The following is a 20439-nucleotide window of genomic DNA, read 5'->3' on the forward strand; positions in this document are numbered from 1 at the left end:
CCGGAGCCCGGGTTGAAGCGCTATTTCTCGGCGGGCACCACGCGGGTCCACCAGCCGGTGTGGCGTTCGATGCGCACGGGCAGGCTGGGGGGTAGGGCGTCCAGGGCGAGGTCGCTGTTGCGCAGGGGGAAGCTGCCGCTGATGCGCAGGTCGGCGATTTCCGGGGCGACGCCCAGGTAGCCGCTGCGGTATTCGCCCAACTGCTCCAGCAGGTCGGCGAGGCGGGCGTTTTCCACCACCAGCATGCCGTGCACCCAGGCGTCGGCGCCCACGGCGGCGGGCTGGCTGGCCTCCAGTTGGGTGCGGCGCATGAGCACCTGCTGGCCTTCCTTGATGATGCGTTCGTCGTCGGTCTGGGCCGGGTGGGCGGCGACCGCCGATTGCAGGACGACCAGGCGCGTGCCGTCTTTCTCGGCGCGTACCAGGAAGCGGGTGCCGAGGGCGCGCAGGTCACCGTTCTCGGTGCCGACCACGAAGGGGCGCGGGTCGCCGTGGGCGGTTTCGACGAGGATCTCGCCGCTGCGCAGGCGGATGCGGCGCTGGGCCGGGTCGAACTCGATGTCCAGGGCACTGCGGCTGTTGAGGCGAACGTGGGTGCTGTCGGGCAGCAGCAGGTCGCGTTGTTCGCCGCTGGCGGTGACTTCGTCGGCCAGCCAGTCGTTCAGTGGGCGCTGCTGGTTGGCCAGGCCCAGGGCCAGGGCGCCGACCAGCACCAGGCCGAGCAGGCCGCCGCTGCGGCGCATGCGGCGCGGCGAGCGCAGCAGGGCTCGGCGGGCCGGGGCGCTGCCGGCGGCGATGAATTGCTGGTCGAGCCCGGCCAGTTGCGCCCAGGCGCGGGCGTGCTCGGCATTGGCGGCGTGCCAGTGGAGAAACTCCGCCTGCTCGCCGGCACTGGCGTCGCCCGAGCCCAGGCACAGCTGCCAGTGGATGGCTTCGTCGAGAACCTGTGAGGAAACCGGGGCGCGATTCACGTCGGCTCACCGTAGAGCGCGATGTAGCACTGGCGCAGGCCCTGGGCGAGGTACTGGCGCACGCGCGGCACGGAGACGCCCAGGCGCTCAGCGATTTCGGCGTGGCCCAGGCCGTCGACACGGTTGTAGAGGAAGGCGGCGCGGGCCTTGCTGGATAGCGTGCCCAGCAGGCGGTCGATCTCGCGCAGGGCTTCGAGGATCAGCGCCTGTTCTTCCAGGTCCGGGTGCACGGCTTCGGGCACCAGGGCCAGCTCGTCGAGGTAGGCGCGTTCCAGGGCGCTGCGGCGGAAGTGGTCCACCAGCAGGCCACGGGCAATGGTGGTGAGCAGGGCACGGGGCTCGCGCACCTGGTGCAGGTCGGGCTTGCCGAGGATGCGCACGAAGGCGTCCTGGCTGAGGTCTTCCGCCCGATGGGGGCAGCTCAGGCTGCGCCTCAGCCAGCCGAGCAGCCAGTCGCGATGGTCGCGATAGAGCGCGCCCGCCAGAGCATGGTTCGTGGTTTCCCCAAGCGACACTGCAACCTCCGCCGCTCGAAGCTGGCTGGTAGGAAATAGATCGAGAATGATTCGCAATTATGCCCATGCTGGCCACGGGCCGCAATCGCAGGCCGTCGGTTGGCGACGACCGTTCGCGGTGGGATCAGAGGCCGGGTTGCTGCTGCCGGCGTTGCCAGCGGGTCAGGGCGGCGGCGAGGGCGGCGGGGCTGCCAAGGCCCTGTTGGCGGGCGCGGCTGAAGAGGATCAGGGCCATTTCGGCGGTGGCCAGGGCGTCGGCGCTGGCGTGGTGGCGCTGCTGCACCTGCAGGCCGAAATACTCGGCCCATTGGTCCAGCCCGCCGTTGCGGATGCCGGCGTCGGGGCACAGCAGCGGGGCCAGTTCGGCGACGTCGAGGAAGGGGTGCTGCAGGCGGTGGCCGAGGTCACGCCGGAGGGCGCGGGCGAGCATGCGCTGGTCGAAGGGGGCGTGGAAGGCCAGCAGCGGGCTGTCGCCGAGGTATTCCATGAAGGCCAGCAGGGCTTCGGCGGGCTCCACGCCTTCTGCCGACTCGCTGGGGGCGATGCCGTGGATCAGCACGCTGGGGCTGACACGGCCGGTTTCGCGGTGCAGGGTGGCTTCGAACTGGTGGCCGAGGTCGATGGCGCCGTTCTCGATGCTCACCGCACCGATGGACAGCACCAGGTCGCGGCTCATGTTCAGGCCGCTGGTTTCCAGGTCGAGCACCACGAAGCGCTGTTCGTGCAGGGGGCCGTCGCCCAGCCCGCTTGGCACTGCCAACTGTTCCCGGCGGCGCTGCTGGTTGTCGGTGAGTTCCGGGCGGTGGCGCCGGGTGAGCCAGGCGAGGGCGTTCATAGCTGATAGCGCAGCGCGAGGCTGGCCTGCAGGCGCTGGGCCTGGCGGAAGGACTCACGGAGGATGCGCCGGTCCAGGTGGTTGAGGCTGTCCGGGTCGAGGCGGTTGGAGAAGGGCAGCCCCTGGCGGGCCTGTTGCTGGTGCTGCTGCATGCGGGTCTGCTGGATGAAGTGGTAGGCCTCCTCGAAGGCGGCGCCGTCCTGGGCGTCGATCACTTCGTGGGCGACCAGTTGGCGCAGGCGTTCGAGGGTGTTGCAGCTGTCGATGCCGTGGGCCAGGGCCAGCAGGCGCGCGCCGTCGACGAAGGGGGTGAGGCCCTGGACCTTGAGGTCGAGGGTGTCTTTCTCGGCGCCCTTGCGGGCCACCACGAAATCGCGGAAGCGGCCCACGGGCGGGCGCTGGCGCAGGGCGTTGTCGGCCATCAGGCGCTGGAACAGACGGTTGTCGGCGACCTGGGCGAGCACCTCGCGGCGCAGTTGCTCGCAGCTCTCGCGGTCACCCCAGACGGTGCGCAGGTCGAAGTAGATGCTCGAGCCCAGCAGGCTTTCCGGCGTGGCTTCGCGGATGAAACCGGCGAAGCGGCGGCTCCATTCCTGGCGCGACAGGCACAGCTCGGGGTTGCTGGCCATGATGCGCCCCCGGCACAGCTCGAAGCCGCATGTGGCCAGGTCCTGGTTGATGCGTTCGGCCAGGGGCAGCAGGCGCCCACGGATGGCGGCGGCTTCGGCGGCGTCGCGGGCCTCGAAGAGGATGCCGTTGTCCTGGTCGGTGTGCAGGGTCTGCTCGCGGCGGCCTTCGCTGCCGAAGCACAGCCAGGTGAAGGGCAGGCCGGGGTCGCCCAGGGCTTCGATGGCCAGCTCGATGACCCGGCACACGGTGTGGTCGTTGAGCAGGGTGATGATGTGGGTGATCTGGGTGGAGCTGGCGCCGTGGGCGAGCATGCTGTCCACCAGGCGCTGGATGTCGTTGCGCAGGGCGGCGAGGGTTTCCACCCGGCCGGCGTGGCGGATGGTGCGCGCCAGGTGCACCAGGTCGACGCGTTGCAGGGAAAACAGGTCGCGCTCGGAGACCACGCCGCGCAGGCGGCCGTCGTCCACCACGCAGACGTGGGCGATGTGGCGCTCGGTCATGGCGATGGCGGCGTCGAAGGCGCTGGCGTCCGGGGGCAGGTGGAAAGGCTCCTGGGTCATCAGCTCGGCGATGCTCTGGCCGAGGTCGGCGCAGGCGTCGGCGATCACCCGGCGCAGGTCGCGCAGGGTGAAGATGCCCTGGGGCCGCTGCTGCTCGTCGACGATGACGATGCTGCCCACCTGGTTCTCGTGCATCAGCCGCACCGCGTCGCGCAGGGGCATCTGCGGCGGGCAGGCGATGGGCTGGCGCACGGCGAGGTCGATCAGGCGGGTGTCGAGGGAGTACTGGGCGCCGAGGGTTTCCACCGCGCGCAGCTGCACCTGCTGGTTGACCTGGTCGAGCAGGCTGCTGACGCCGCGCAGGGCGAAGTCGCGGAAGGGGCCGGAGAGGGCGAACAGGCGCACGAACGCCGGCTTGGCCAGGAGCAGGCAGAAGGTGTCTTCACCGGCCAGGTGCTCGGTGCGGGTAGCGCGTTCGCCGAGCAGGGCGGCGAGGGGGAAGCACTCGCCGCCGGCGATCTCGAAGGTGGTTTCGGTGCCGCGCTTGGCCGAATGCGGGCGCTCGCCGACGACTCGGCCCTGCTTGACGATATAGAAGTGCTCCACCGGCCCGTCGCTGGGCTTGATGATGGATTCCCCACGCCCGTAGAAACGCAGCAGGCAGTTCTCCACCAGGTAGGCCAGGTGGGCGCTTTCCATCTGGTTGAAGGGGGGGAATTTCTGCAGGAATTCCATGGTGCCATGGACGTTCTGCATCACCGCCAGCTTGCCCGCCTGGGCGAAGGCGTCCGTCGTGCTCATGCTGTGGGTTCCACGGCTCTCTTGTTGTGGGGTGCATGGTCGGTGGCTGCAGCGGTGCTGCACATTGGACGTAAGTATAGAGAGGCCGCCGGCGCCTACCGGTCGCTCGGTCGCCAAGGCCGGGGCTGTCTGGACCGGGGTTTTGCGTGCGTGCCGTCGCGTTGGTCGTTTTTCGTACCGTTCGGCGGGGGTGCAGGAACTCTTATGTTCATCCGCTATCACACAGGCGTAATCCCGCGCATTCCGGTTTTGTGTGGAGCAGCGCGCCTGCAACGGCCGCTACGAGGTGAAGTCCATGAGCTACGGTGACTTGCTGAGCCAGGAGGAGATGAAGGCCCTCGATGAGCTCGTGCGCGTGCCCAACGCCCAGCCCAGCGTCCTGCTGGTGGACGGCGACGAGGCGGCGCGTGACGCCCTGGCCGAGCGGTTGCTGGCCCAGGGCATCGTCTGCACCACCGCCGGCAGCGCCGAGCAGGCACTGGCGCTGCTGCTGGCGCGGCCCTCCATCGACCTGCTGGTGACCGAGCTGCACCTGCCCTGCGGCGGCGGCCTGGAGCTGGTCCGCGAGGTTCGCCAATCGGCACGTGCCGACCTGCCGGTGATCATCACCAGCGGTGACGCCGATGTGCAGGACGCTATCGAGGCCATGCGCCTGAAGGTGCTCGATTTCCTGCTCAAGCCCGTGGATATCAGCCGCCTGGTTACGCTGGTGCGCAACGAGCTGGGGGCTCCGCCGGCGAAGAGCCCGCCGGTGAGGGCGAGGCAAGGCAAGGCCGAAATCCTTGCGCTGAAAAGCGCCTGAAGCCGCCGCGAGGCGGCTTTTCATTTCCTCCCTCCGTTCATCAAGGTGCTGGTTGGCCTGGTATTCGCCGGCCTGATGCAGGCCTGCGCCTGCTTGTGGGTGATCGCTTTCTGAGCAAAATAGTTAGACCGGTCTATATAAAAAGGCCGGCCATTTTCTTCAGGAGGACGTGTCATGAGTGAGAATCCGCGTTTGCTGGAAAGACTCGAGGCGGTGATCCGCGCCACCCCCTTCGCTGCGCTGATGGGCGCGCGCGTCAATGCGCTGGGCGATGGCGTCGTCGAGTTGGAAGTCGACGTGAAGCCGGAGGTGATGCACCAGCACCATGGCTTCGTGCATGGCGCAGTGGTCGGCTTCATGGCCGACAGCGCCTGCGCCTGGGCGGCGGCCTCGGTGGCGGGGGACGTGGTGACCTCGGAGTACAAACTCAACCTGCTGGCGCCGGCGGTGGGTGAGCGGTTGCTGGCCCGGGGGCGGGTGCTGAAGGCATCGAGCCGGTCCCTGGCCACCTTCGCCGAGGTCTTCGCGATCAGGAATGGCGAAGAGAAACTGGTGGCGGTGGCCCTGGCCAGCGTGGCCAAGGTCGGTGGCGAGGGTGGGCGCTGATGGATATCGGAACGCCTCCCGGCTTCGAGCCGCTGTTCCGCAGCAGCCCCTTCCTCGATCTGCTGGGCCCGCTGTATTCCCGGCGCGACGAGGAGGGCGGCCTGGTCATCGCGGCGCGCATCCAGCAGAAGCACTGCAACCTGCGGGGCACCGCCCATGGTGGTTTGCTCTGCACCCTGGCGGATGTCGCGCTGGGCTACTCCACGGCCTTCTCACAGGAGCCGCCCCTGGCGATGGCCACGGTGAACCTGAGCCTGGACTTCTGCGGGGCGGCACGCCTGGGCGACCTGGTGGAGGTGCGCACGGCGATCCACAAGATTGGCCAGCGCCTGGCCTTCGCCAGTGCCGACCTGAGCAGCAGCGGGCACCCCGTGGCCCGCGCCAGCGCTGTGTTTCATATTCCCTGAAGCTCGGGCATGCTTTGCGCGCGCCGGGGGACCGGCGCGCGTCACTGCCCTGGAGAGGTTCCCTTGCCGAAGAAATCCAACGCTGCCGATCGCGTCGTGCGCGCCACCGCTTCACTGCTGGCGAGCAAGGGCTATTTCGGCACCGCCCTGGGCGACATCATCGCGCGCTCGGAAACGCCCAAGGGTTCGCTCTATCACTACTTCCCCGATGGCAAGCCGGAGATCGTCGGCGCGGCCATCGACTTCGTCGCCAGCGAGGTGCGTGCGCATCTCGAACAGGCCGCAAGCCGGGCGCCCCATGCCCGCAACGCCCTGCTGGGGTTCACCGCCACACTGCGCGGTTGGCTGGAGGCGTCGGGCTACGCCGAGTCCTGCCCGATCTTCGCCACCACCTTGAGCATCGACGATGAGCTGAACGGCGTTCACCAGCGTTGCGGCGCCGCGCTGGATGGCTGGCACGGCGTGTTCGAGCAGGCGCTGGGCGCGGACGGTGTGCCGGCGGCTGTCGCCGAGAGCCGTGCCTGGTTGCTGATCGCCGCCCTGGAAGGCGCGCTGGGTGTGGCCCGGGTGCAGCGTTCGCTGCGGCCGCTGCAATTGATCGAGGCGGAGCTGCTGCCCTTGTTGCCGGGATGAAGGGCTTTTCACAGGCATGAAAAAACCGCCCCGAGGGGCGGTTTTTTGTGGAGCCCGGCTTACAGGCCGTTCTTCGCCTTGAACTCGCGGCGACGACGGTGCAGGACCGGCTCGGTGTAGCCGTTGGGCTGCTTGGTGCCTTCGACCACCAGTTCGACCGCGGCCTGGAAGGCTACGTTGTCGTCGAAGTTGGGGGCCAGCGGGCGGTACAGCGGGTCGTTGGCGTTCTGACGGTCAACCACCGGGGCCATACGCTTGAGGCTGGCGAGGATCTGCTCCTCGGTGACCACGTTGTGGCGCAGCCAGTTGGCCAGCAGCTGGCTGGAGATACGCAGGGTGGCGCGGTCTTCCATCAGGCCGACATCGTTGATGTCCGGCACCTTGGAGCAGCCGACGCCCTGGTCGATCCAGCGCACTACATAGCCGAGGATGCCCTGGGCGTTGTTGTCCAGTTCGTTCTGGATCTCGTCAGCGGTCCAGTTGGTGTTGGGCGCCAGCGGGATGGTAAGGATGTCGTCCACCGAGGCGGGCGTGCGCTTGGCCAGTTCGGCCTGACGGGCGAACACGTCGACCTTGTGGTAGTGCAGGGCGTGCAGGGTGGCGGCGGTCGGCGACGGCACCCAGGCGGTGTTGGCGCCGGCCAGCGGGTGGCCGATCTTCTGCTCGAGCATGCCGGCCATCAGGTCGGGCATGGCCCACATGCCCTTGCCGATCTGGGCGCGGCCTTGCAGGCCGGTGGCCAGGCCGATGTCGACGTTGTTGTTTTCGTAGGCGCCGATCCACTTCTCGCTCTTCATGGCGGCCTTGCGCACAACGGCGCCAGCTTCCATGGAGGTGTGGATTTCGTCACCGGTGCGGTCGAGGAAGCCGGTGTTGATGAAGACCACGCGCTCGCTGGCGGCCTTGATGCACGCCTTGAGGTTGATGGTGGTACGGCGCTCTTCGTCCATGATGCCGACCTTCAGGGTGTTGCGCGGCATGCCGAGCACATCCTCGACGCGGCTGAAGATTTCAGCGGCGAAGGCGACTTCTTCCGGACCGTGCATCTTCGGCTTGACGATGTAGACCGAGCCGGTGCGGGTGTTCTTGCGGCTGGTGTTGCCGTTGAGGTTGTGCAGGGCGATCAGGCTGGTGAACAGCGCGTCCTGGATGCCTTCCGGGATCTCGTTGCCGGCGGCGTCGAGAATGGCCGGGTTGGTCATCAGGTGACCGACGTTGCGCACGAACAGCAGGCTGCGGCCGTGCAGGGTCAGCTCGGAACCGTCGGCCTTGGTGTAGACGCGGTCGGGGTTCATGGTGCGGGTGAAGGTCGCGCCGCCCTTGGACATGCTCTCGGCCAGGTCGCCTTTCATCAGGCCCAGCCAGTTGCGGTAGACCACGGTCTTGTCGTCGGCGTCGACGGCGGCAACGGAGTCTTCGCAATCCATGATGGTGGTCAGGGCGGCTTCCATCAGCACGTCCTTGACGCCAGCGGCATCGGTCTTGCCGATGGGGCTATTGGCGTCGATCTGGATTTCGAAGTGCAGGCCGTTGTGCTTCAGCAGCAGGGCTTGCGGGGCTGCGGCATCACCCTGGAAGGCGATGAACTGGGCAGCGTCCTTGAGGCCGGTCGCGGTGCCGTCCTTCAGGGTCACGGCGAAGGCGCCGTCCTTGATGGCGTAGGCGGTGGCGTCGACGTGGGAGCCGTCGTGCAGCGGGGCGGCTTCGTCGAGGAAGGCGCGGGCGAAGGCGATGACCTTGTCACCACGGACCTTGTTGTAGCCCTTGCCCTTCTCGGCGCCGTTCTCTTCGCTGATCACGTCGGTGCCGTAGAGCGCGTCGTACAGCGAACCCCAGCGGGCGTTGGCGGCGTTCAGCGCGAAGCGGGCGTTCATCACCGGTACGACCAGCTGCGGGCCGGCCATGCGGGCGATTTCTTCGTCGACGTTGGTGGTGGTGGCATGGAAGTCGGCCGGCTCGGGGAGCAGGTAGCCGATTTCCTGAAGGAAGGTCTTGTAGGCCACGGCATCGTGGGCCTGGCCGGCGCGCGCCTGGTGCCAGGCATCGATCTGCGCCTGGAGTTCGTCGCGCTTGGCGAGCAGGGCTTTGTTCTTGGGCGCCAGGTCATTGATGACCGCTTCGGCTCCGGCCCAGAACTTATCGGCGCTGAGGCCGGTTCCGGGGATGGCTTCGTTATTCACGAAGTCGAACAGGACTCTGGCGACCTGCAGGCCACCGACTTGAACGCGCTCAGTCATTGCTTGCCTCACTCTGCTCAATATCCGCTTCGGACCATGCTCCAGTGCTTGTAGTCCGAGCCGCGGCATACTACATGAACCCGTCGTAAAAATCATGGGCGTGCGTCGCTATGCGACCGGAAAACGCCTTACAGTCACAGCGGGGGCAGAATGTTCTCAAAAAACTGGGTGATTGTTCCAGATAAATCTTAAAAACGTACACGATTTCTGAAAAACCGTGCCTGCGACCCAGCGCCGCAGGCTGTGAAGGTAGATTTCGGGACTACATCCAGCTCTTTTCTATACTCCTCCCACTACAAAAAACGGAGTTCCACCATGGCTGTGCATGCCGCAACCGCTGCCGATATCGATGAGCTCGCCGCACTCTTTTCCGGCTACCTGGATTTCTACGAAGTGCCGCGCCCCCTGGGCGAGGTGCGTGATTTTCTCGGCGACCGCCTGGCGCGCGGCGATTCGGTGCTGTTCATCGCGCGTAGCCTGGAGGGCAGGGCGCAAGGGTTCGTGCAGCTCTACCCCTTCATGTCGTCCCTGGCCCTGGCGCCGGCCTGGTTGCTCAGCGACCTGTACGTCGCCCCCGATGCCCGCCGGCAAGGCGTGGGCGAAGCGCTGATGAACGCGGCGCGTGCCCATGGCGAGGCCACCGGTGCCTGCGGCCTGCAGCTGGAGACGGCGAAGACCAACCTGGCCGGCCAGGCCCTGTACGAGCGCCTGGGCTACGTGCGTGACCAGGTGTACCTGACCTATTGGCTGAGCCTCGCCTGAGGCGGCCCCACTTAAGGCAAGGAGTAGAACGTGGACCATCTGGTACTGACGGTAATCGCCCCGGACCAGCCCGGGTTGGTGGAACGGGTCGCCCAGTGCATCGCCGCCCATGGCGGCAACTGGCTGGAAAGCCGCATGTCACGCATGGCCGGTCAGTTCGCCGGCATCCTGAGGGTGGCGGTGCCGGCCGAGGGTTATGACGAACTGGTGGAAGGGCTGCAGGGCCTGGCCACCCATGGCATCCGGGTGATGCTGGCGGAAAGCGGCATCGAGCCTTCCTGCACCTGGAAGCCGATCCTGCTGGACCTGGTGGGGAACGACCGCCCCGGCATCGTCCGCGACATCACCCGGCTGCTGTCCGAGGAGGGGGTGAACCTGGAGCGCCTGGTGACCGAGGTGAAGCCCGCGCCCATGAGCAGCGAGCCGCTGTTCCATGCCGAAGCGTTGCTGGCGGTGCCGCTGACGCTTTCGCTGGATGTGCTGCAGAGGCGCCTGGAGACCCTGGCCGACGACCTGATGGTGGAACTCAACCTGCAGCCCCAGGCGTCCTGAGCCGCTATCCCCGGAAAACCTGGGCAAGCCTGTGGATAACCTGGGGAGCGTAACGGCTGCGCCACGCGGGGCGGGCCTTTCCGCTACCTGGGTGAAAAACGAGCTAAATCAGCGGCTTGTGCACAAAGGGCGGGGATGGAGCTGTGGATAACCTTGGGAGAAACGGCTACAGGCCTCGCGTTGCGTGGCCTGTAGCCGATCGTTCGTTTTCTGCTCAGCCGATGTTGCGGCGCAGGGTGAACCAGGCGTCGACGCTGTAGACGAGCAGGCCGGCCCAGATGAAACAGAAGGCGATGAGCTTGTTCGGGTCGAAGTGCTCGCCGTAGAGGAAGATGGCCTGCAGCATCACCAAGGTCGGCGCCAGGTACTGGAGGAAGCCCAGGGTGGTGTAGGGCAGGTGGCGGGCGGCGGCGTTGAAGCACACCAGCGGTACCAGGGTGATGGGGCCGGCGGCCATCAGCCAGAAGGCTTCGGGCGTGCTCCAGAACGCCACCTGGCTGGTCTGCGCCACCGGGTGCAGGGCCAGCCAGCCCAGCGCGATAGGCAGCAGCAGCCAGGTTTCCACCACCAGCCCGGGCAGCGCCGCTACAGGCGCCTGCTTGCGGATCAGCCCGTAGAAGCCGAAGGTCAGCGCCAGGGTCAGCGACACCCAGGGCAGGCTGCCCACTTGCCAGATTTGCTGCGCCACGCCCGCGGTCGCCAGGCCCACGGCGAGCCATTGCAGGCGACGCAGGCGCTCGCCGAGCAGCAGCATTCCCAGCAGCACGTTCACCAGCGGGTTGATGTAGTAGCCCAGGCTGGCTTCGAGCATGCGCCCGTTGTTCACCGCCCAGACGTAGACCAGCCAGTTGGAGGCGATCAGCACGCCGCTGGCGGCGAGGATGCCGAAGCGTTTCGGGTTGGCCCGCAGCTCACGCAGCCAGCCGGGGTGCTTCCACACCAGCAGCAGGAGGGCGCCGAACACGGCGGACCAGACCGCGCGATGGACGATGATCTCCAGGGCAGGGACGGCCTGGATGGCTTTGAAGTAGATGGGGAACAGGCCCCAGATGATGTAGGCGGTCAGGCCGAGGATGTACCCGCGACGCGGGTTGGCGGTGGCCATGCAAGGTCCTTGCTTAGGTCGCTAACGAAAGGTCCGACATTCTAGAGGCCGCCTGGCCGACTTGTCTGTGTGTTCAGGATCTTCCGGCAGGCACCCGTCGAAACGGGCGTAAGAAATACGTTACGCCGCGTTCCGCTCTCGTTCGCAGGGGCTAGAAGAGCCGCAACGGCTCTTCGTCCATCGCCGCCAGCTGCTCGCGCAGGATCAGCACCTGGTCGCCCCAGTAACGCTCGCTGCCGAACCAGGGGAAGCTCATGGGGAAGGCCGGGTCGTCCCAGCGCCGTGCCAGCCAGGCGCTGTAGTGCATCAGGCGCAGGGCCCGGAGGGCTTCGATGAGGGGCAGCTCGCGCGGGTCGAAATCGTGGAATTCCTGGTAGCCGTCCACCAGCTCTGAGAGCTGCGTCAGGCGTTCGTGGCGCTCGCCGGCCAGCATCATCCACAGGTCCTGTACCGCCGGGCCCATGCGGCAGTCGTCGAGGTCGACCATGTGGAAGGTTTCATCACGGCACAGCAGGTTGCCGGGGTGGCAGTCGCCATGCAGGCGGATGGCGTTGTAGCGCACCTCGCCGAAGCGCTGGTCGAGGCGCTTGAGCAGGTCGCGGGCGACGGACTCATAGGCCGGGAGCAGGCTCTTGGGCACGAAGCCGCCCTCCAGCAGGGTGTGCAGCGAGTCGTGGCCGAAGGCCTGGACGGTCTGGGTCTCGCGGTGCTCGAAGGGGCGCACGGCACCCACCGCATGCAGGCGGCCGAGCAGCTGGCCGAGGCGGTAGAGCTGGTCCATGTTGCCGGGCTCGGGGGCGCGGCCGCCGCGACGGGGGAACAGGGCGAAGCGGAAGCCGGCGTGTTCGAACAGGGTCTCGCCATCCCGGGAGAGCGGGGCGACCACCGGGACTTCATGTTCGGCGAGCTCGGCGCTGAAGGCGTGCTCTTCGCGGATCGCGGCGTCGGTCCAGCGTTGCGGGCGATAGAACTTGGCGATCAGCGGCTGCTCGTCCTCGATGCCGACCTGGTAGACGCGGTTCTCGTAGCTGTTCAGGGCCAGCACGCGGGCGTCACTGAGGTAGCCCAGGCTCTCCACTGCATCGAGCACCAGGTCGGGGGTCAGTTCGGCGAAGGGATGGGACATGGGTGGCTCCGATGGATTGGGCGGCAAGTCTAGCGCCAATGGCACCAGCGGGGCGGTCTATCTATAAGGAGCGCATCTCAGAGCGGGGTGCCGAGCAGAACCTGGCTGGGGGAGAACTGGGCGCGGGCCATGCTGCCGGGCTGCAGGCCATCGGCCTTGAGTTGCTGGGCTTCGGCCAGGGCACACAGGGTCTGGCCGCTGGCCAGGGTGATGCGCACTTCGCTGGGGCCTTCGTCATCGGGCAGGATCGCTTCGATGCGGCCTTCCAGGGCGTTCATCTGCGGGTCGGGCGTAGCGCCCAGGGGCTGTACGCTGAGCCAGCCGGCCTTCATCAGGGCGATCACGCCGCCGCCGGGGGCAAGCTCCAGTTTTTCGCTGCTGTCATGGGTGATCTGCGCGCGCATGCTCGCACCACCGGGGAGTTCGATCTCCACTACGTCGTTGCGACCCTGGGCGTGCAGCGCAACGACCTTGCCGCTGAGCTGGTTGCGGGCGCTGGTGCGCAGCATCAGGCGGCCGAGGCGCTCTAGGTCCTGCTCGCTTTCGGCGCTTTCCAGCAGACGCGCCTGCAGGCTTTCCATGCGCTTGAACAGGGCCAGCAGGCGCTCGCCCTCGGCTGACAGGCGTGCACCACCGCCGCCCTTGCCGCCGACGCTGCGCTCGACCAGGGGCTTCTCGGAAAGGTTGTTGAGTTCGTCGATGGCGTCCCACGCGGCCTTGTAGCTCAGCCCTGCGGCCTTGGCGGCGCGGGTGATCGAGCCCTGCACGCCGATCTGCTCCAGCAGGGCCATGCGCTGCGGGCGGCGGGTCAGTTGCTGGGTCAGGGGCGTGAGCTGGCTCATGGCGGATAACTGCTGGTGACTATGGCGCAGCAGGCTGAGTGAGTCAGACGCTTCAGTCAAGCACTCAGGGCGTGCTGCCGGGTTTGGGCGTGCGGGCCAGGCAATAGATGTCGACCCGTGCGGCGCCGGCGCGTTTCAGCAACTGGGCGAGGTATTGCGCGGTGGTGCCGGTGGTCAGCACGTCATCCACCAGGGCCAGGTGCAGCCCGCTCGGCGCGGCGTGCCTGGCGAGCTGGAAGGCGCCGCGCAGGTTGCGCTTGCGGGTGGCGGCGTCCAGGCCTTGCTGGGCGGGGGTGTCGAGGGCGCGGAGTAGCCAGTCGTCGTGCACGGGCAGGCGCAGTTGACGGCCAAGCCAGTCGGCGATCATCTGCGCCTGGTTGAAGCCGCGCTGGCGTTGGCGCCGGGCGGCCAGCGGCACCGCGAGCAGGGCATCGGGGCGGGGTTCACCTGCGGCCTGGGTCCGTTGCAGGTGGTTGGCCAGCAGCTCCGCCAACAGGCGCCCCAGCGGCCATTGGGCCTGGTGCTTGAAGCGGGTGATGAGGCTGTCTACCGGGAAGTCATAGCGCCAGGCGATGTGGGCGGCATCGAAGGCGGGTGGGCGCTTCAGGCATTCGCCACACACCAGGCCGTGGGCGGGGAGGGGCAGGGCACAGACGCTGCAGCAGCCGTCCAGCCAGGGGAGGTCGCCTTCGCAGCCGGGGCAGATGGGCAAGGTGCCGCCGCTCGCCCACGCGCCGCATAGCGCGCAGGTCGGGGATGGGGTGACGAGGTGGCGCAGCAGGTGGACGATCCTGTCCATGGCGCCCCTCCGTGGGCGAGATCAGTGGATCAGCCAGCTCATGACGACCAGGCCGAGGAAGATGAGGATCAGGCCGCTGATGATGCCCTTTCGCAGCAATGCGCGTACGCCGCTGAACAGCAGGAGCAGGCCGAGAATGAGTACGACGAAGCTGAAGATCGACACATCCATGCCGATGGCCCGCGCGAGGCCGTGGAGAAAGTCGTCCATGGCCGCCCAGACGCCGCCGAGGACGGTGGAAAGGAGGTCGACGATGAAGCGGATCACCTTGCCGATCGCCTCGCCCAGCCAACTGAAGAAACCGTCGTTACCCATGCTCATTCCTTATGCGTTCAGGACCGTCAGGGTCTTTGATCCAAACGGCAGCCAAGGGTTCTTTGTGGTCAACAAATAACCAGATGTAAACCTGTGTCGAGTTTTTGGTTGACAGCGTCATACCCCAAAATCAAGATGCCCATCAGCCTGAATTCCCGCGCTCGCCGTCGGGATTTCCCCTTACAAGAGGCGCGATCCACGCGTCGAAGGAAGCTCCCATGAGTGCAACCGCAGCCATCTCCACCCGCCACGACTGGTCCCTCGCCGAAGTGCGGGCGCTGTTCGAGCAACCCTTCAATGACCTGCTGTTCCAGGCGCAGACCGTGCACCGCAGCCACTTCGACCCGAATCGCGTGCAGGTATCCACCCTGCTGTCGATCAAGACTGGCGCCTGCCCCGAAGACTGCAAGTACTGCCCCCAGTCCGGCCACTACAACACCGGCCTGGACAAGGAAAAGCTGATGGAGGTGCAGAAGGTCCTGCAGGCCGCCGCCGAGGCCAAGGCCATCGGCTCCACCCGCTTCTGCATGGGCGCCGCCTGGAAGCACCCCTCCGCCAAGGACATGCCCTACGTGCTGGAGATGGTGAAGGGCGTGAAGAAGCTCGGCCTCGAGACCTGCATGACCCTCGGCCGCCTCGACCAGGAGCAGACCCAGGCCCTGGCCGATGCCGGGCTGGACTACTACAACCACAACCTCGATACCTCGCCGGAGTTCTACGGCAACATCATCACCACCCGCACCTACAGCGAGCGCCTGCAGACCCTGGCCTATGTGCGTGAGGCGGGGATGAAGATCTGTTCCGGAGGCATCCTCGGCATGGGCGAGTCGGTGGACGACCGCGCCGGCCTGCTGATCCAGCTGGCCAACCTGCCGGAGCACCCGGAGTCGGTGCCGATCAACATGCTGGTCAAGGTCAAGGGCACGCCGCTGGCCGAAGAGAAGGACGTCGACCCGTTCGACTTCATCCGCACCCTGGCCGTGGCGCGCATCATGATGCCGAAGTCCCATGTACGCCTCTCGGCCGGCCGCGAGCAGATGAACGAGCAGATGCAGGCCCTGGCCTTCATGGCTGGCGCCAACTCCATCTTCTACGGCGAAAAGCTGCTGACCACCGCCAACCCGCAAGCGGACAAGGACATGCAGCTCTTCGCCCGCCTCGGCATCAAGCCGGAAGAGCGCGAAGAACACGCCGACGAAGTGCACCAGGCCGCCATCGAGCAGGCGCTGGTGGAGCAGAGAGACTCCAAGCTCTTCTATAACGCTGCTGTTTAAAGACGGCGAGCTGGAAGCCTGAAGCCGGAAGCTTGAAGCGGGTGGCTCGGGCTTTCAGCTTCTAGCTTCCCGCTTCGAGCTTTCTATGCCCTTCAATCTCGCTTACCGACTCGCCGAGCGCCGCGCCGCCGACCTTTACCGCCAGCGCCCCCTGCTGGAAAGCCCCCAGGGGCCCGAGGCGGTGGTGGATGGCCGGGCGATGCTCGCGTTCTGTTCCAACGACTACCTGGGCCTGGCCAACCACCCCGAGGTGATTGCCGCGCTGCGTGCCGGTGCCGAGCGCTGGGGTGCCGGTGGGGGTGCCTCGCACCTGGTGATCGGCCACAGCGGACCGCACCACGAACTGGAACTGGCCCTGGCCGAGTTCACCGGTCGGCCGCGCGCGCTGCTGTTCTCCACCGGCTACATGGCCAACCTGGGCGCCGTCACCGCGCTGGTGGGCAAGGGCGACAGCGTGCTGGAGGATCGCCTCAACCACGCCTCGCTGCTGGACGCGGGCCTGCTCTCCGGGGCACGTTTTTCCCGCTACCTGCACAACGATCTGGGCAGCCTGGCTTCGCGCCTGGAGAAGGCGGAAGGCAACACCCTGGTGGTCACCGACGGTGTGTTCAGCATGGACGGCGACCTCGCCGACCTGCCTGCGCTCTGCGCCAAGGCCAGGGAGAAGGGCGCCTGGGTGATGGTCGACGACGCCCACGGCTTCGGCCCCCTGGGCGCCACGGGCGGCGGCATCGTCGAGCACTTCGGCCTCGGCCTGGAAGACGTGCCCGTGCTGGTGGGCACCCTGGGCAAGGCCTTCGGCACCGCCGGTGCCTTCGTCGCCGGCAGCGAGGAGCTGATCGAGACGCTGGTGCAGTTCGCCCGCCCTTACATCTACACCACCAGCCAGCCGCCCGCCGTGGCCTGCGCGACGCTCAAGAGCCTCGAGCTGCTGCAGAAGGAGAGCTGGCGTCGCGAGCACCTGAACCGGCTGATCCAGCGCTTCCGCGAGGGCGCCGCCGAGATCGGCCTGACGTTGATGGACAGCCCGACGCCGATCCAGCCGATCCTTGTCGGCGACAGCGCCCGGGCCCTGAGGCTCGCGGCCCTGCTGCGCGAGCGCGGCATCCTCGTCGGCGCCATCCGCCCGCCCACGGTGCCGGCCGGCAGCGCGCGCCTGCGGGTGACCTTTAGCGCCTCCCACAGCGAGGCCCAGCTGGAACTGTTGCTCCTGGCGTTGTCCGAAAGCTGGAACATTCTGGCTAAGGAAGGAAGAACCGATGCGTGATCGATTGATCCTGCTGCCCGGCTGGGCGCTGGGCCCGGCGGCCCTGGAGCCGCTGCGCGATGCCCTGTCCGAGCGAGCGCCGCACCTGAACATCGAGATCGAAGCGCTGCCCGACCTGGCGGAGCCGGAAGCCTGGCTAGACGAACTCGATGCGCGCCTGCCGAGCGACTGCTGGCTGGCCGGCTGGTCCCTGGGCGGCATGCTGGCGGCGCAATTGGCGGCACGGCGCGATGGGGCCTGCCGCGGGCTCATCGGGCTGGCCAGCAACCTGTGTTTCCGTGCCCGCGACGATTGGCCGAGCGCCATGCCCGGCGAGGTCTTCGCTGCCTTCCACGAAGCCTTCGGCCTTGACCCTGCACTGACCCTCAAGCGCTTTCGCCTGCTGGTGAGCCAGGGCGCCAAGGACCCGCGCACCCTGGCGCGGCAACTGCAGGTCACCCAGCCGTCGACGCCGTTCGAGGTGCTGGAAGCCGGCCTGCAACTGCTGGCTGGGCTGGATACCCGTGGCGCCCTGCGTGCCTACAGCGGCCCTCAGTTGCACCTGTTCGCCGGCCGCGATGCGTTGGTGCCCGCCGCCGCCTGCCAGGCGTTGCTGGATTGGTTACCGGACGTGGAGGCGTCGATCATCCGTGAGGCCAGCCACGGCCTGCCGGTGGAGTGCCCGGATGCGGTCGCCGAAGCGATGCTGGCGTTCATGTTCGAAGGTGAAGATGTCTGAATCCGTTGTCCTGCCTCTGCCCTGCGCCTCCCAGGAAACTTCGACCCTGCCGGACAAGCGCCAGGTAGCGGCCTCTTTCTCCCGCGCAGCGGCCAGCTACGACAGCGTTGCCGAATTGCAGCGCGCCGTCGGCGGTGCCCTGCTCGACAGCCTGCCCAAGCACTTTGCTCCTGAGCGCTGGCTCGACCTGGGCTGCGGCACCGGGTATTTCTCGCGGCTGCTGGCGGAACGTTTCCCAGCTTCGTCCGGCCTGGCGATGGATATCGCCGAAGGCATGTTGCAGCACGCGCAACCCCTGGGGGGGCGCGGTATTTCGCGGCGGGCGATGCCGAGCGCCTGCCGCTGGCCGATGGCTGCCTGGACCTGGTGTTCAGCAGCCTGGCGGTGCAGTGGTGCGGCGATTTCGCTGCGGTGCTGGCCGAGGCGCGGCGGGTGTTGCGCCCGGGTGGACTGCTGGTGTTCAGCAGCCTCTGTGTCGGCACCCTGCAGGAGCTGCGCGACAGCTGGCAGGAGGTGGACGGCTTTGTCCACGTCAACCGCTTCCGCGAGTTCCAGCGCTACCAGGCGCTTTGCGGCGCAAGCGGGTTGACTCCGCTGCAGCTCGAACGTCGCCCGCGAACCCTGCATTTCGCCGATCTGCGCAGCCTGACCCATGAGCTCAAGGCGCTGGGTGCGCACAACCTCAACCCCGGTCGCCCCGGTGGCCTGACCGGCCGGGCGCGCATGCTCGCCCTGATCGACGCCTACGAGCGTCGCCGCAATGACGCCGGCCTGCCCGTTACCTATCAGGTCGTCCACGGCCTGCTGCGCAAGGATTCCTGAATGGCCGCTGCCTTCTTCATCGCCGGTACCGACACCGAGATCGGCAAGACCACGGTGGCTGCTGGCCTGCTGCATGCCGCGCGCCGGGCCGGGCTGTCCACGGCGGCGAGCAAGCCGGTGGCGTCCGGTTGCCTGGCTACCGCCGATGGCCTGCGCAACGAAGACGCCCTGGCACTGCTGGGCGAGTGCTCGCTGCCGCTGGCCTACGAGGAGATCAACCCGCTGGCCTTCGAGCCCGCCATCGCCCCGCATCTGGCTGCCCGCGAAGCGGGTGTCGAGCTGAACCTGGCCGCGCTCTCGGTCCCCGTGCGGCGGATTCTCGATAAAGGCGCCGATTTCACCCTGGTGGAAGGGGCGGGTGGCTGGCGAGTGCCCCTGGCGGACCGGGCCAACCTGTCTGACCTGCCGATTGCCCTGGGCCTGCCGGTGATCCTCGTGGTCGGTGTACGCCTGGGCTGCATCAACCACGCACTGCTCAGCGCCGAGGCGATCCTGCGGGATGGATTGCTGCTCGCCGGCTGGGTGGCCAACCTGGTGGACCCGAATACGTCGCGCCTGGAAGAGAACCTCGCCACCCTGGCAGAGCGCCTTCCGGCCCCTTGCCTGGGCCGCATCCCGCGCCTGGAGTCGCCGACACCCGGCGCCGTTGCCGCCTGGCTGGACCTCGCCCCGCTTGGGCTATAAGCGATCCGAAGTTGATAGCCTTTTGTTTGTACGTTTTTTAGGCGTTTTCTGCTTCAATTAGGTCGTTAATCTCTTGTTTCGGGGTTGGTGATGGAAATCTCCGGTAGTGCCTTCAGCGCAGGATTGAGTGCTCTGCAGTCTGGCCAGCGTCGTATCGACCAGGCTGGTGCGGATATCGCAGGCTCGTCCGTGCAGCGCAACCAGCAGGCCCCCAGCGCCCGCGTGCAGGAATTCAACGGTGCCGACCAGGCGAGCAACCTGGTGGACCTCAACGTCGGCAAGTTCCAGGCGGAAGCCGGGGCGCAGGTGATCAAGACCGCTGACGATGTACTCGGAACCCTGATCGACACCCACGCCTGACCAAGGGCATCCCGACTGCGTTAGCGGCCGGTGGTCTGGCGCGGGCAGGGAGGGCCCCATGCGGATCGGCAGTGCTGCATATCTCCCCTCGCCCACACTGGCGTCGCCGTCTTCGCGCGGTTCGCTGAGCGGCGCTGCCACTGAATCCTCCTCTTCTCTTCGCTCCTCATCGGCCACCAATGATCGGTCTCTTTCTACGGGCACCCGCGCCGACGTGCGTGACGGCGAGGGTGCGGCCTCTGCACGCGCAACACGGCAGCAGGAACAGCAGGACCTGCAGGAAATCGCCGAACTGGCTGCGCGGGACCGCGAGGTGCGCGCCCATGAGCAGGCCCATGCCGCGGTAGGCGCTGCCTATGCCGGCTCCCCCAGCTACAGCTTCAAGCGCGGCCCGGATGGCCAGTCCTATGCTACGGGTGGCGAAGTCGGCATCGACGTGAGCGCAGTGGCGGGTGACCCCGCCGCCACCCTGCGCAAGATGGCGGTGGTACAGCGTGCAGCGCTGGCCCCGGCCGATCCATCGGCCCAGGACCGCCGCGTCGCCGCCGAAGCTGCCGCCCAGGCCGGGCAGGCGCTGGTCGAACTCGCCCAGCAGCGCCGCGAGGAAGCCTCCGAGGAGACCGCGAGCAAAGCCGCCGCCCGTGCCAAATCGGAGGACGAGTCGTCTTCTTCGGCCTCTCCTGCGGCCAATCAGGATCTGGGTATCTACCTTCAGGTCGCCAGCCCCAGCGCCCTCGGCCCCCTGCTCGATACCCGCGCTTGAGCGCCGATGGGCGGATGCTTGACAAGGGATTGGCGTAAACGTATGTTTCAAACACCTGTTTGATTGTCGGGCGGCTTCCGCGCAGCCCACAGCGACTACCGTGATGTTGTAAG

At 67.3% G+C, this 20439-nt stretch carries 22 protein-coding genes and 1 pseudogene; 13 read left to right on the forward strand and 10 right to left on the reverse strand.

The genetic code is table 11. The annotated features are described in order from the left end of the window. Nucleotides 1-20: 20 nt before the first annotated feature. From PSm6_RS12720 to PSm6_RS12735, 4 genes are all read right to left on the reverse strand, one after another. Nucleotides 21-971, reverse strand: a complete 951-nt coding sequence (locus PSm6_RS12720; RefSeq protein WP_043245739.1) for a FecR domain-containing protein — start codon at nucleotides 969-971, stop codon at nucleotides 21-23. Then, a complete protein-coding gene (locus tag PSm6_RS12725) occupies nucleotides 968-1486 on the reverse strand; it encodes an RNA polymerase sigma factor (RefSeq protein ID WP_021222765.1) in 519 nt (172 codons plus the stop codon). Before PSm6_RS12725 ends, PSm6_RS12720 begins: the two co-directional genes overlap by 4 nt. A 124-nt stretch (nucleotides 1487-1610) precedes the next feature. Beyond that, nucleotides 1611-2321 (reverse strand): 3'-5' exonuclease, encoded by a 711-nt coding sequence (locus PSm6_RS12730; RefSeq protein WP_021222764.1) that lies wholly within the window; start codon nucleotides 2319-2321, stop codon nucleotides 1611-1613. Next, nucleotides 2318-4252, reverse strand: coding sequence for a putative nucleotidyltransferase substrate binding domain-containing protein (locus tag PSm6_RS12735; RefSeq protein WP_021222763.1), 1935 nt, complete (start codon nucleotides 4250-4252; stop codon nucleotides 2318-2320). Before PSm6_RS12735 ends, PSm6_RS12730 begins: the two co-directional genes overlap by 4 nt. 295 nt (nucleotides 4253-4547) lie before the next feature. On the opposite strand from PSm6_RS12735, the gene PSm6_RS12740 reads away from it, so the two are divergent. The 4 genes from PSm6_RS12740 to PSm6_RS12755 all read left to right on the forward strand — a co-directional run bounded on the left by PSm6_RS12740 (nucleotide 4548) and on the right by PSm6_RS12755 (nucleotide 6700). Further along, nucleotides 4548-5054: a response regulator gene (locus PSm6_RS12740; RefSeq protein WP_031289061.1), complete on the forward strand. Its 507-nt coding sequence runs from the start codon at nucleotides 4548-4550 to the stop codon at nucleotides 5052-5054. A gap of 174 nt (nucleotides 5055-5228) precedes the next feature. Continuing rightward, nucleotides 5229-5660: a PaaI family thioesterase gene (locus PSm6_RS12745; protein ID WP_265170330.1), complete on the forward strand. Its 432-nt coding sequence runs from the start codon at nucleotides 5229-5231 to the stop codon at nucleotides 5658-5660. After that, nucleotides 5660-6067 carry a PaaI family thioesterase gene (locus PSm6_RS12750; RefSeq protein ID WP_371877100.1) on the forward strand — a complete coding sequence of 136 codons (408 nt, stop codon included), beginning with the start codon at nucleotides 5660-5662 and terminating at the stop codon, nucleotides 6065-6067. The genes PSm6_RS12745 and PSm6_RS12750 overlap by 1 nt, the downstream gene beginning before the upstream one ends. Before the next feature lie 63 nt (nucleotides 6068-6130). Beyond that, the gene (locus tag PSm6_RS12755) at nucleotides 6131-6700 is read left to right on the forward strand and encodes a TetR/AcrR family transcriptional regulator (protein ID WP_265170331.1); all 570 of its coding nucleotides are present in this window, start codon (nucleotides 6131-6133) and stop codon (nucleotides 6698-6700) included. Between the two features lie 59 nt (nucleotides 6701-6759). On the opposite strand, the gene PSm6_RS12760 is transcribed toward PSm6_RS12755, so the two are convergent. Beyond that, nucleotides 6760-8937 carry a malate synthase G gene (locus PSm6_RS12760; protein WP_265170332.1) on the reverse strand — a complete coding sequence of 726 codons (2178 nt, stop codon included), beginning with the start codon at nucleotides 8935-8937 and terminating at the stop codon, nucleotides 6760-6762. Nucleotides 8938-9252: 315 nt separating this feature from the next. On the opposite strand from PSm6_RS12760, the gene PSm6_RS12765 reads away from it, so the two are divergent. Beyond that, complete coding sequence (locus PSm6_RS12765; protein WP_265170333.1) at nucleotides 9253-9699, forward strand: GNAT family N-acetyltransferase; 447 nt, start codon at nucleotides 9253-9255, stop codon at nucleotides 9697-9699. A gap of 30 nt (nucleotides 9700-9729) precedes the next feature. Next, entirely contained in the window at nucleotides 9730-10251 is a 522-nt protein-coding gene (locus tag PSm6_RS12770) for a glycine cleavage system transcriptional repressor (RefSeq protein ID WP_021222756.1), read from the forward strand. A gap of 214 nt (nucleotides 10252-10465) precedes the next feature. Here the strand turns inward: PSm6_RS12770 and rarD are convergent, their stop codons facing one another. The 5 genes from rarD to PSm6_RS12795 form a co-directional block, all read right to left on the reverse strand. After that, nucleotides 10466-11356, reverse strand: a complete 891-nt coding sequence (gene rarD, locus PSm6_RS12775; protein WP_265170334.1) for an EamA family transporter RarD — start codon at nucleotides 11354-11356, stop codon at nucleotides 10466-10468. Between the two features lie 151 nt (nucleotides 11357-11507). Further along, nucleotides 11508-12482 (reverse strand): serine/threonine protein kinase, encoded by a 975-nt coding sequence (locus tag PSm6_RS12780; protein WP_021222754.1) that lies wholly within the window; start codon nucleotides 12480-12482, stop codon nucleotides 11508-11510. A 77-nt stretch (nucleotides 12483-12559) separates the two neighbouring features. Further along, a complete protein-coding gene (locus PSm6_RS12785; RefSeq protein ID WP_265170335.1) occupies nucleotides 12560-13324 on the reverse strand; it encodes a TOBE domain-containing protein in 765 nt (254 codons plus the stop codon). Nucleotides 13325-13388: 64 nt separating this feature from the next. Then, a complete protein-coding gene (locus tag PSm6_RS12790) occupies nucleotides 13389-14123 on the reverse strand; it encodes a ComFC family protein (protein WP_265170336.1) in 735 nt (244 codons plus the stop codon). Between the two features lie 21 nt (nucleotides 14124-14144). Beyond that, entirely contained in the window at nucleotides 14145-14438 is a 294-nt protein-coding gene (locus PSm6_RS12795; protein ID WP_021222751.1) for a hypothetical protein, read from the reverse strand. A 218-nt stretch (nucleotides 14439-14656) separates the two neighbouring features. Between PSm6_RS12795 and bioB the strand changes: the two genes are divergently transcribed. From bioB to PSm6_RS12830, 7 genes and pseudogenes are all read left to right on the forward strand, one after another. Then, nucleotides 14657-15712 carry a biotin synthase BioB gene (bioB, locus tag PSm6_RS12800; protein WP_021222750.1) on the forward strand — a complete coding sequence of 352 codons (1056 nt, stop codon included), beginning with the start codon at nucleotides 14657-14659 and terminating at the stop codon, nucleotides 15710-15712. 85 nt (nucleotides 15713-15797) lie between these two features. Continuing rightward, nucleotides 15798-16979, forward strand: a complete 1182-nt coding sequence (gene bioF / locus PSm6_RS12805) for an 8-amino-7-oxononanoate synthase (protein WP_265170337.1) — start codon at nucleotides 15798-15800, stop codon at nucleotides 16977-16979. Continuing rightward, complete coding sequence (locus PSm6_RS12810) at nucleotides 16972-17697, forward strand: alpha/beta fold hydrolase (protein ID WP_265170338.1); 726 nt, start codon at nucleotides 16972-16974, stop codon at nucleotides 17695-17697. Before bioF ends, PSm6_RS12810 begins: the two co-directional genes overlap by 8 nt. Further along, a pseudogene (gene bioC, locus PSm6_RS12815) lies at nucleotides 17690-18519 on the forward strand (malonyl-ACP O-methyltransferase BioC). Before PSm6_RS12810 ends, bioC begins: the two are co-directional and overlap by 8 nt. Beyond that, nucleotides 18520-19203, forward strand: a complete 684-nt coding sequence (bioD, locus tag PSm6_RS12820) for a dethiobiotin synthase (RefSeq protein ID WP_265170339.1) — start codon at nucleotides 18520-18522, stop codon at nucleotides 19201-19203. A 90-nt stretch (nucleotides 19204-19293) separates the two neighbouring features. Further along, nucleotides 19294-19563, forward strand: coding sequence for a hypothetical protein (locus tag PSm6_RS12825; protein ID WP_031289057.1), 270 nt, complete (start codon nucleotides 19294-19296; stop codon nucleotides 19561-19563). Nucleotides 19564-19777: 214 nt separating this feature from the next. After that, a complete protein-coding gene (locus PSm6_RS12830; RefSeq protein WP_265170340.1) occupies nucleotides 19778-20326 on the forward strand; it encodes a putative metalloprotease CJM1_0395 family protein in 549 nt (182 codons plus the stop codon). The last annotated feature ends 113 nt before the right edge of the window (nucleotides 20327-20439 follow it).

Source organism: Pseudomonas solani (genome assembly GCF_026072635.1).
In the GTDB taxonomy this organism is placed as follows: domain Bacteria; phylum Pseudomonadota; class Gammaproteobacteria; order Pseudomonadales; family Pseudomonadaceae; genus Metapseudomonas; species Metapseudomonas solani.